The following is a 10782-nucleotide window of genomic DNA, read 5'->3' as shown; positions in this document are numbered from 1 at the left end:
ATCATCAATCTTTGAGRGCTWAMGCTCWGTTAGGATGGGGATTTTTAATCCAGCTATAGACGGTGAATTTGCTGATCTTGTAGCGCTTTGCAACAGCGCGCCAAGTTTCTCCATTAGCAATATCGTTAAGAATTTTTTGTCGGAATTGGCTGCAGTAGGTCATAGGATATGCTCAGTTTGTTTTTGATAATTCTACTATAAGTCGTTCTTTATATCTGCTTTGGATAGATTGGATTATAAGTGATTTGACTATAACACAAGCGCTTCATCGTGCGCATAAAATGCCTTCAACCGCAACGGTCTTTAAAAATAGTTTAATCAATCTTATTTATGTTTATATTGGATTAGTTCCAGCAATATTTGCGCTTGGAACCGTTGGGTTAATGTTGACGGAATATACGCCGATTTTTACTTGGCTATCTAAGCCATTAGTGCCTTATTTAGAGCTATTACAAATTCCAGAAGCCGCTAAGGCTGCACCAGCGATGCTAGTAGGATTTGCGGATATGTTCTTGCCTGCATTGGTTGGAAAGAGTATAGAAACGGAATTAACTCGTTTTGTGATTGGTGTGGTCTCTATTGCGCAAATCATTTATCTATCTGAGGTTGGTGTATTGATTCTTAAATCTAAAATTAGATTGAATATTTTGGAAATTTTTATTGTTTTCTTATTAAGAATTTTGATTGCTTTGCCAATCGTTTCTTTAATTGCACATTGGATTTATCGCTAACTTCCAAAAAGCACATACAACAAATAAAAAGCGGGCAATGCCCGCTTTTTTAGTGGCAAAGGGTATTACTTGCGCCCATAAAAAGATGTGTTGGTGTTAGAGTTTCCGGAAGTAGGATTTCCGAAATACCGCCGTTTTTTAATGCTATTGTGGTTAAGGTATTATGTTCTTTTTGGCTAATGAGCGCATTTTTACTGTCACCTGTGATAAATAGTCCGCTTGTTTTGGGAATATCAAATTGTTGCAGGACATTTAAATTATCGGTATCTAAGATTTCAATATGGTCTTCGCCACGAATGAGTAGGCGGGTTTCTAAATAGCCTATCGCGATTTCTTGCGCATTTGGTAGGCTTTTAAAGCTTTTTGCATGGAAAGTTTCGGTATTGATTTTTAAGCCTTCTCCATTTTTATCCACAAAATAGATAGATTGACTACGATTATCAATAAATGGACGTAAGGGAGCTGCGCTTAACGGAAGTTCAACCAAAGGTTTGTCTTCGTGAATAGACCATATAACGGCTAAAGGGGTGTTATCTGTGCGGATAGCGGGTAAGGCAAGAAAATTTCCATCGGGGCTTAAGGCGGTGGCACCAATATGTTCATAATTCGTTAAGGGAATACTATTGATTGTCTGGCTTTCGGGATGAATGAGTGCTGGAGGGTCATCAGTAACGGCAAGCCAGTCGTTGCTTAAGGGGCGATTATGTAAGGTGATGATTTTTCCTTGAATGGAATAGTGTTCTATTGTCTTTAAAGTTTTCTCATTAAGAATAAATAAATCAGAATGGTTAGTAGCGACGACTAATCCGCTATTGCTTAGGGTTAAATGGGTAATGGGATTAGCAAGGGTTTGTTGCTGTCTTTCTCCCGTTTTTAGATTTTGGGCGTATAGATATGTCCCATTGCTGTAATAAAGCGTGGCGGTTTTCGGTTCAATTTGGATATTTTCTGCGGGCGCAGCTAGCGCTAGACGTCCAAAGGTCTGATGTTTTTGTATATCTGTAACTAACGCTGCTGCTTGGTCTTTTTCGGTTAAGAAAGCATATCGAGTGGGGTCAGACAAATCTGTTTCTGCCGGAAGAAATAAGGTAGGACGTTTATTGGCATAATAATATCCACCTATCGCACTAATCAGGCAAAAAATGATAAGCAGTAGGGATAAGATTTTTTTCATGGAAAAGTCCTTAAATAAACTTTTATTGCTGATTACACTTAGGATTTAAAGAAGTATTAATATAAAAGGCTATCAAAGGCTTATTCATATTTGGCAGAATAAGCAATTGATAGCCTTCGTTCAATTAGCGCTTATAAAGAAGATTTATGCTTGTGTAGTTTTAGTTGAGTGAATTTCTCCTTCTTTATGACCAATGATAACGCTACACATGCAATCACCTAAGACGTTTACACTGGTGCGCGCCATATCTAGGATACGGTCAATCCCTGCAACCATTGCTAATCCATCTAAAGGGAGTCCTGCACTAGAAAGTACCATCGAAAGCATAATTAAGCCTGCGCCGGGAACACCGGCGGTGCCAATAGAGGCTAGCGTACAGGTAAAAACAATGGTGGCATATTGAGCTGCACTGAGGTCGATACCATAAGCTTGTGCGATAAAGATAGCGCAAACACCTTGATAAATTGCTGTTCCGTCCATGTTGATAGTTGCGCCAAGCGGTAGCACAAAGTTACTAACTCGTCGAGAAACCCCTAACTTTTCTGAAACGGCTGCAATAGAAAGTGGTAACGTTCCTGAGCTACTGGTAGAGACAAAAGCAAAAGCAAAAGGTTCAGCAACGGCTTTGAAAAACTTCATTGGAGAAATTTTGCCCACAAATTTGACTAGCCCGCCAATAACCAAAATAGCGTGAATGGCGGTGGCGACATAGGCAGTAATAATGAGCATCAGTAGCGGTTTTAGTACGCTAATACCAAATTTGCCAGCAACCCATGCCATTAGCGCAAAAACCCCAATTGGTGCGACTTTCATCACCATTGCTGTTAGGCGGAACATCACTTCTGCAGCACTTTCAAAAAAAACACGAACGGGACGCCCTTTCTCACCGCTTAAATTGATTGCAATGCCAAAGAGCAAAGCAAATAGAATAATTTGCAAGATATTGCCACTAGAGAGAGAGTTAACAGGATTGGAAGGAACCAGTCCAACAAGCGTATTCATAAAATTCGAGAGTAAAGAGCCTGTTTCTTTGGTTTCTTGGCTACCAATTTCTGGAACAGGTATGGATAATTCTGTGCCGGGGGAAAAAATGGTTGCAATCGCAAGACCAATACTCACTGCGCAAGCCGTTGTTAATAGATAGAGGATAAAGGTTCGTCCACCAATACGCCCCATTCGCGCAAAATCATCTTCCATGCTTACAATTCCCATCACCAATGAGCAAAAGATGAGTGGGACTACCAGCATCTTAATTAGGTTGATAAACATCGTACCGATAGGGCGGAGAATTTCGGTAGTTAATGCGCCATTTCCTGCAATCACACCAACTAATACGCCTAAAAGCATGGCGACAAATATTTGCATCCAAAGGGGAAATTTATTCATTAAAGTTCCTTTATGTTTTGTTTAAGTAGCTATCTTAACGCAAAATTTATAAAACTTTTATTTAAAAATCAGGAGGTGTATTCATTTATTGATAGGATGACTGCTTTGTCTAAGCGTTTCTAATAGATTTTGCATGTCTTCAGGCAGGGGGGCAGAAAAAGTTTTCAGGGTATGATCATTAGGATGATGTAGGCGTAAGGTTTCTGCATGAAGCGCCTGACGCGGAAAGGTTTTTAGCGCTGTTCGTGCCGGTTCTGGAATGGTTTTGCTTGGGATATAGCCGGGGTGATATAAGCTATCACCTACTAATGGATAATGATGTTCTGAAAGGTGGACGCGGATTTGATGCGTACGTCCAGTTTCTAGTTTGACACGTATCAAGGTGGTTTCATCAAATCTCTCTTCAATACGATAATGTGTAATAGCAGGTTTGCCATTGGCAGTAATTGCCATTTTTAATCGTTCTTTGGGGTGACGCCCAATAGGAGCATCTATGGTATCCCCTGCTGTTACATATCGATGGACGAGGGCAAGATATTCTCTGCCCATGGTTCGCGTTTGCAGCTGCTGGATTAAATGGGTATGTGCCGTTAGACTATGCGCAACCACCATAACACCGCTAGTATCTTTATCTAGTCGATGAACGATGCCTGCACGAGGCAAATTGGCATTTTCAGGAAAATGATGCAATAAAGCGTTGAGCAAAGTTCCATCAGGATTGCCTGCAGCGGGATGGACCACTAAGCCAGCAGGTTTATTTAAAACAATAATATCTTCATCTTGATACAAAATATCTAAGGCAATCGCTTGCGCTTGATTTTCTGTTTGAATCATGATGTTTAGTGTTCCCGTAATGGTATCACTAGGGAAAACGGTACTTTTAGATTTGGTTTTTTCACCATTGAGTAAAATATCGCCATTTTTGATAGCTGCTTGCCATCTTCCTCTAGAATGTTCTGGAAAGCGGTTAGATAAAACTTGATCGATTCGTAATCCTGCTTCAGAAGTATCAACGACACAATCAATGCTATGTTGCGTTTCAGCTTGTTTATACATAGTTATTTCCGTTTATAATGGCATTTTTAATCTTTCAATTTTATGGAGACTTTATGCAGCTTCGCCATACGTTTATTGCAGTAGCAATTGCCACGAGCTTAATTGGCTGCTCTTCACTTAAACAAGATCATACAATTGATTGGAGCGCTGCTCAGCTCTATCAGGCAGGAAAAAGTGAACTGCAAGATGGCAGTTATTCTAGTGCAGAGGATTATTATACCAAGCTATTGTCTCGCTTTCCTTATGGACGCTTAGCACAACAAAGTTTATTGGATCTTGCTTATGTTCAATATAAATCTGGTGAGTCGGAAAAAGCCATTGCCACTTTAGAAGATTTTATTCGAACTTATCCGCAGCATCCTTATATTGATTATGCTTTATATATGAAAGGCGTAGTAGAATATGAGCGCAATGTTTCCTTTTTTAATCGTTTAGTGCCGACCAATTTATCGCAAACCGATCCAGAAGCATTAAAGAAAGCATTTAATGATTTTGACTATTTGGTTACGCATTATCCAAAAAGTGAATATAGTGAAGATGCTAAGTATCGTATGGTTTATATTCGTAATTTATTGGGTGAACATTATCTAGAGGTAGCAGATTATTATTTGCGTCGTGGCGCTTATGTATCAGCGGTTAATCGAGCAAAACAAGTCTTACAAGAATATGAACAAACGCCAAGTGCCCCTTATGCTTTAGCAATTTTAAGTAGGGCTTATAAGGAAATGGGTGAGCAAACATTATCTGCGGATGCACAGCGTGTCTTACAACAAAACTTCCCAGAAAAACTCCAAAATCAGGAAATTCAGCAAATTTTGACAGGGAAAATTCATAGACAACGTAGTTTTCTTGAACGTGTTATGGCAGAACCAAAAATTTAATCTTTATAGTAGGACTCCCAAAAAAAAAAGCATGCGATACTTGGAGATAGGAGGTTGTTTTCAAAGTGGATATTGAGTTAATGTTGTATGCATTTTTTGGGAAGTTGGTTATATAGATGGCTTGAGACCTTTGCAAAAAACATAAAATAGAGAAATTTCAATTTTTTAAATTTTGAAAATATATTAAAATCATATTGTTAATTTTTCTGCTAGTGGTAAAAATTCGTGTAAAACGGAATTTTACAAAGGTCTCGGCTTAATAAAAAAAGCGCTTTTTTGGCGCTTTTTTTATTAAAGCTCGGTGATTAACCAAATTTTTTGCGAATACTATCAAGTATATTACCGAGAACAGGTTTATCTTCGTCTTGCTGTTCAGCATTTTCTGTATGGATAGCTTCTACTTGAAAACGTTGTTGGAGCTCAGGATTATTGTGAAGCTCTAAATGTTTTTCTTCGGCTTGTTGCATACTTCTGCCTAAAACTTCAACGGGTACTGGTCGAACTAAGCAACGATAAATCTGACCTTGGTTGATTAGTTCAATTAAATCACCGGAGTCTAAGTGTTCTGTGACGGTTAATACAATAATATCTGGCACAAGTTGTTTAAGTAGATTAACGATAGGGACGATTTTTTGTTGGCAGAAATGAATATCACTGACAACAATAGCAATTGGTTGAGTCTCTAATATATGTTTTGTTGTTTCAACGTCTTTACCCCAAAAGATATTAAACTCATCATGAAATTGCTCGTTAAAGCGTTTATAGATAACTTCATTTTCAAACATTACCAGTAGGTTTAGTTTTTCGCCTTCTTTTAGGGTAAGTTTTGATAAATTATTCTCTCGCCTTTCTAACATTTGGCTAATTTCAGTTGCTTCATTGATAATAGATTTGAGCTGTTCAACATCCCATGGTTTGGTTAAGTAACGATAAACCTCTCCATGGTTAATAGATTCAATAACGGCATTTAAATCCGCATAGCCCGTTAATAAAAATCGAATGGAGTGAGGAGAAACTTTGTTGGCTTCTGCTAGCAGCTGTGTTCCAGTGACTTTTGGCATTTTTTGGTCGCAAACAATGACATGGATATGCTGTTCTCGAATCAGGCGCCGAAAAGCCTCTGGATCACTGGTGGTGAATACGTTATGCGTTTTGCGAAAAATCATTTTTAGCGAACGTAAAATACGTACTTCATCATCAATGAATAAAATGGTTGGTTTATTCGGGTCAATATCAATATTGAGTTGTTCGGTTTCTGCAGAAGATGAAGACAGATTTTCGGTAATATCTTCATATTGAGAAAGTAATTCATTGTTTTTCATAGGCTATCTCTTAATTACCTTATTCTTCAATGGTGTTTGTAGATTTTTTCTCTCGAGAAAATGGTAAATTAACCCTAAAGACGGTTCCTTTTCCAGGTCGGCTATCTACTTGAATATACCCTCCATGTGATTCAATAATTTGTTGGCAAATGGCTAAACCTAATCCTGTTCCTTCACCAGCGCCTTTTGTGGTAAAGAAAGGTTCAAAGATTCGTTTTTGAACTTCTTCACTCATACCGCTACCATTATCTGCCACATCTATATGAAGGAAATCCGTAGATTCGCTAACATCAATAATTAAACGTCCGTTGTCTACTTGCATCGCTTGAGCAGCGTTATTGAATAAATTTAGCAAAACTTGATTAATTTGAGCAGGAGCACATTCAATGGGTCGTAACAATTTATGTTGATAACGTTTTTCAATATCAAATTGTTTAGTATTGTTTCGTGAGATGGTAAGCGCGCTATCAATACAACTACGGATATCAACGGATTTAAGTTTATCTTCATCTAAACGTGCAAAGTTTTTCAAACTAACGACTAATTCTGCAATCTGCTCAATGCCAAATAACGTATCTTTAAAAAGTTGTTTTTGCTCTTCTTGAATGCCGTCAGCCTTTAAGGTCTTAGCAGTTGATAAAAGTGATTTTAAAATAGGCTGATCATGCTCTGATTGTCCATTTAATGAAAAGAGTAGGTTAATGAGTTGGTCATACTCGCTCATTGAATCCTGTAAAAGAACAATATTATTTTTTACATAGCCAAGTGGAGTATTCACTTCATGCGCAACACCTGCCACCATTTGACCCAAAGTTGCCATTTTTTCTGACTGAACCAACTGTACTTGGGAGTGTTGTAAGGTTTCATAAGCTTTTTTAAGCTCTTGTGTGCGCTTCGCTACTCGGCTATCTAGTGTCCGATACAACTGACGTAACCACCAAAGAATAAATAACAATCCAATGACTAAATAAGCAATATAAGCACTTAAGTAACGATTATGTTGATCGACTTTTTGCTGCTCGGCTTGTCTCCACTTTTGCCACTGGTCAGATAACTGGTTAAAGACTAGAGTATTATTGGTGATAATTTCATTGATTAAGCCATTAAGTTGCCCGATTTCTTGCAAAACAGTTTGCATATGCACATCAAATTCAATTTGCTTGCTGATAGATTCTTGGCTTAACAATTGTTCCGCTGCTTTTACACCTTCTAGGGCGATTTTAAAGTTTTCTTTATCGTTATCGTCGCCTGTATTGGCATATTGCTGCATCATCATAATTGCGCGGCTAAAAGCCAGTGCAGCAGCATCTTGATTTTCGTCATTAGATAAGACAGCAAGATAAATGCCAACTTGTGGCGCATAGCGTAGAGAATTTTTTAGAACAGAATTATGAGATTTAAAGCGTTCAATTGCTTCTAATTTAGCTGTTATTGCTTGTTTTAGCTTTTGGCTTGCAGTCTGAATAGCTGAATCAGATACAGATTTATCTAAAGCAACTAATTCTTGCATACTTTGTTGTAACGCTTGCGTACGCGTAGTGAGTAAATCATAGCTCACATCTAAATTGTTTCGACTACGAAGAACTGCTTCATTAACTGCCGCATTATCTGCTTGTGTTTGCATAAGCAAAGAGTTGCTTTGCTGCTCAATGCTAGTTGCATTAGGTAATTGTTGATAAGAATACCAAAGCGCGCTTGCACCACAAATCGCACCAATTAAATAGAGAATGAGTAAAAGATTTCTTTTTTTCATGGGGTCACGCCTTTTGGAAGTTCACCAACTAAGCTGTGTAGAAAAGCAATAATGGCATCCACATCTTGTTGTGGAACTTCTCTACCTAGCTGATACTCAATCATAATTTTTACGGCCTCATCTAGAGTGTTGACGGAACCATCATGAAAGTATGGTGGCGTCTTTACTACTAACCGAAGACTGGGAACACGGAAAAAGTGTTTATCAGCATCATTACCTGTAATGTCAAATCGTCCTAAATCTTTTCCAAGACCGGGAAATTGCGTATTTTGCGTAATGTCTTTCAAAATACCAAATTTTTGATACATATTACCGCCAACATTACGCCCTTGGTGGCAAGCGATACAACCGTATTGTTTGAAACGCTCATATCCTAATTTTTGCTCTTCGGTTAGTGCATTTTCATCGCCTTTGAGCCAACGATCAAAAGGTGAATTTGGTGTAATTAAGGTTTTTTCAAATTCTGCAATTGCATCTGTAATGGTGTTCATTGAAATTTCGCCATTATAGAGGGTGCTAAATTGCTTTTGATACTTAGGATCGTCTTTAATTTTAGCGGCAGCTTCGTCCCAATTCGCCATGCTCATTTCAATAGGATTAACGACAGGACCTTGTGCTTGTTCTGCTAAATGAGCAGCGCGTCCATCCCAAAATTGAGTAAAGTTAAATACACTATTATAAACAGTGGGAGAATTTCTCACGCCTAGAGAACCCAAAGAGCCTGTAGAGGTAGGCGCAAGATCAGTTCCATAACCTTTATCACTTAATTCATGGCAACTGGCACAATTCTGATTGTTATTCTTAGATAATCTAGTGTCATAAAAAAGTTCTTTTCCTAATGCTACTTTAGCAGCATCAGTGTGGAACACTTTCTGGAATAGGTTCAATAGGCTCGGCAGTCCAAGCAAAAACTGCAAATAGTGCAGAAAATAGATAGAAATATGGTTTCATAGAAATTTTGATTAAACTTTTTTAAAGTATTAGCTTACTGCTAATTTTTCACTAAATCAAATAGGATTAAAAAACTGATAAGAATTCTTTTAATATAAAAAATATAGCGTTAAAGCATTGTTTAGAAAAGAGAAAAATCGAATTAGTAATATGTGAAATTTTAACGATTTTTTACAAAAATCACAAAACTAAAATCAATACAATAAAGAAACTTTTACAAATATAGTGAGATCAGCTAAAAAACAAAACATCCTATAGCCCTTATCTAGCCATTCTGGCGGTAGATAACGTTCTGTTTTTTAGCTGATTTGACTATAACCAATTTTTTTAAAAAAAAATTGGTTATTTGAGACCTTTGCAAAAAAACATAAAATAGAGAAATTTCAATTTTTCGATTTTTGAAAACATATTAAAATCATTGTGTTGATTTTTCTACTAGTAGCAAAAATTCGTGTGAAACGGAATTTTGCAAAGGTCTCTATTTGTAAAGGTCTTAGTTTATCACTGTACTCGTCACATCTACCGTGCAGGTGAAGCGTTATTTACTGCCTTATCGCTGCCATTGAGTGCGGGCATTAGTCAAGCACCTTACTTGGGGCTGCGTTTAGCACTCAATCCCAATACCTTAAAATGCTACCTGAAACCGCACTTTGAAGCGATTGACGCACCGCTCTACCATTTCCGCCCTGATGCCTCTTTGCTGGATGCGATTGCACGCTTAATCGCTAGCTTAGATACGCCTGAAATGCTCGCCGACCTCGCCCCTTTGATTGAAAACGAAATTGCTCTACGGCTTTGCCACAGCCCTGTTGCTCCCATCATCGCCCATTATCTCGGCAGCGAAAAAGGCGATAAACTTCATGCTGTGTTGGATTATATTCAAACGCACTACCGCGAAAAAATCCGCACTGAAACGCTCGCCAACCTTGCCCATATGAGCTTGTCTGGACTGCGTGAACATTTTCGCCGTTTGATTGGCATCAGCCCTTTGCAATACCAAAAACAACTGCGCCTAAATAATGCCCGCAAACTCTTAGAAAGCGGCATGAGCGCAGCACAAGCGGCGTATGAAGTCGGCTACGAAAGCCCACAACAATTCTCCCGCGAATACCGCCGTTATTATGGTTTACCACCAAAAAGCAGTTTGTCAGCTTAATGCGACCTTTATAGATGAAGTTTCAGAAAATACAGATAATGTTAACTCAATATCCATTTTAAAAACATTTTGTTATAGTGAAATCATCTAAAGCCCAACCCAATCCAAAGCAGATAAAAGAATAAAGTATCAATACAATCCATCCGCCATTCTTTGCTATTTGCTTAATCCAAGCTCACATCTTTTCAATGGGATTTAAGTCTGGACTATAAGGGGGTAACCAAACTATCTCATGCCCATGCTCTTCAATGATTGCTTGAATATCACTGCGTTTATGAAAAGCGGCATTGTCCATGACAATTACACTGTTTTTAGGTAACTCAGGTAACAGTGCTTCTCTCACCCAATGAGAGAAAATATCGCTGTTAATAA

11 protein-coding genes are annotated in these 10782 nt (G+C 38.2%); 3 read left to right on the top strand and 8 right to left on the bottom strand.

Annotated features, from left to right (window positions below; genetic code table 11):
* Positions 1–4 precede the first annotated feature (4 nt).
* Entirely contained in the window at positions 5–163 is a 159-nt protein-coding gene (locus A5N85_RS08320) for a helix-turn-helix domain-containing protein (RefSeq protein WP_072576815.1), read from the bottom strand.
* A gap of 82 nt (positions 164–245) precedes the next feature.
* Between A5N85_RS08320 and A5N85_RS08315 the strand changes: the two genes are divergently transcribed.
* Positions 246–731 (top strand): hypothetical protein, encoded by a 486-nt coding sequence (locus tag A5N85_RS08315; RefSeq protein ID WP_072576814.1) that lies wholly within the window; start codon positions 246–248, stop codon positions 729–731.
* A 49-nt stretch (positions 732–780) separates the two neighbouring features.
* On the opposite strand, the gene A5N85_RS08310 is transcribed toward A5N85_RS08315, so the two are convergent.
* From A5N85_RS08310 to rluD, 3 genes are all read right to left on the bottom strand, one after another.
* Positions 781–1905, bottom strand: a complete 1125-nt coding sequence (locus A5N85_RS08310) for a hypothetical protein (protein WP_072576813.1) — start codon at positions 1903–1905, stop codon at positions 781–783.
* A gap of 144 nt (positions 1906–2049) precedes the next feature.
* Positions 2050–3291, bottom strand: coding sequence for a dicarboxylate/amino acid:cation symporter (locus tag A5N85_RS08305; protein ID WP_072576812.1), 1242 nt, complete (start codon positions 3289–3291; stop codon positions 2050–2052).
* A gap of 81 nt (positions 3292–3372) precedes the next feature.
* Positions 3373–4347 carry a 23S rRNA pseudouridine(1911/1915/1917) synthase RluD gene (gene rluD / locus A5N85_RS08300; RefSeq protein WP_084601707.1) on the bottom strand — a complete coding sequence of 325 codons (975 nt, stop codon included), beginning with the start codon at positions 4345–4347 and terminating at the stop codon, positions 3373–3375.
* 53 nt (positions 4348–4400) lie between these two features.
* On the opposite strand from rluD, the gene A5N85_RS08295 reads away from it, so the two are divergent.
* Positions 4401–5228 carry an outer membrane protein assembly factor BamD gene (locus tag A5N85_RS08295; RefSeq protein WP_072576811.1) on the top strand — a complete coding sequence of 276 codons (828 nt, stop codon included), beginning with the start codon at positions 4401–4403 and terminating at the stop codon, positions 5226–5228.
* Between the two features lie 305 nt (positions 5229–5533).
* Here the strand turns inward: A5N85_RS08295 and A5N85_RS08290 are convergent, their stop codons facing one another.
* The 3 genes from A5N85_RS08290 to A5N85_RS08280 are packed head-to-tail and all read right to left on the bottom strand — an operon-like array spanning position 5534 to position 9172.
* Positions 5534–6550: a response regulator gene (locus A5N85_RS08290; protein ID WP_084601706.1), complete on the bottom strand. Its 1017-nt coding sequence runs from the start codon at positions 6548–6550 to the stop codon at positions 5534–5536.
* Between the two features lie 19 nt (positions 6551–6569).
* Complete coding sequence (locus tag A5N85_RS08285; RefSeq protein WP_072576810.1) at positions 6570–8303, bottom strand: DAHL domain-containing protein; 1734 nt, start codon at positions 8301–8303, stop codon at positions 6570–6572.
* Positions 8300–9172, bottom strand: coding sequence for a cytochrome-c peroxidase (locus A5N85_RS08280; protein WP_177431818.1), 873 nt, complete (start codon positions 9170–9172; stop codon positions 8300–8302). Before A5N85_RS08280 ends, A5N85_RS08285 begins: the two co-directional genes overlap by 4 nt.
* A gap of 548 nt (positions 9173–9720) precedes the next feature.
* Between A5N85_RS08280 and A5N85_RS08275 the strand changes: the two genes are divergently transcribed.
* Positions 9721–10410, top strand: a complete 690-nt coding sequence (locus A5N85_RS08275) for an AraC family transcriptional regulator (protein ID WP_072576809.1) — start codon at positions 9721–9723, stop codon at positions 10408–10410.
* A 175-nt stretch (positions 10411–10585) separates the two neighbouring features.
* Here A5N85_RS08275 and A5N85_RS08270 read toward each other — a convergent pair.
* Positions 10586–10782 (bottom strand): transposase (locus A5N85_RS08270; protein WP_211268117.1); only part of this gene is annotated, 197 nt, incomplete at its 5' end.

Source organism: Suttonella ornithocola, from assembly GCF_001889065.1.
In the GTDB taxonomy this organism is placed as follows: Bacteria; Pseudomonadota; Gammaproteobacteria; order Cardiobacteriales; family Cardiobacteriaceae; genus Suttonella_A; species Suttonella_A ornithocola.
The sequence above is the reverse complement of the archived record's forward strand: the minus strand, read 5'-3'. Positions and strand labels throughout refer to the sequence as shown.

Excerpts from the sequence above, each read along its gene's own strand:
- A5N85_RS08310 (WP_072576813.1), bottom strand. The coding sequence starts at position 1,905 with ATGAAAAAAATCTTATCCCTACTGCTTATCATTTTTTGCCTGATTAGT.
- A5N85_RS08305 (WP_072576812.1), bottom strand. The coding sequence starts at position 3,291 with ATGAATAAATTTCCCCTTTGGATGCAAATATTTGTCGCCATGCTTTTA.
- rluD (WP_084601707.1), bottom strand. The coding sequence starts at position 4,347 with ATGTATAAACAAGCTGAAACGCAACATAGCATTGATTGTGTCGTTGAT.
- A5N85_RS08295 (WP_072576811.1), top strand. The coding sequence starts at position 4,401 with ATGCAGCTTCGCCATACGTTTATTGCAGTAGCAATTGCCACGAGCTTA.
- A5N85_RS08290 (WP_084601706.1), bottom strand. The coding sequence starts at position 6,550 with ATGAAAAACAATGAATTACTTTCTCAATATGAAGATATTACCGAAAAT.
- A5N85_RS08285 (WP_072576810.1), bottom strand. The coding sequence starts at position 8,303 with ATGAAAAAAAGAAATCTTTTACTCATTCTCTATTTAATTGGTGCGATT.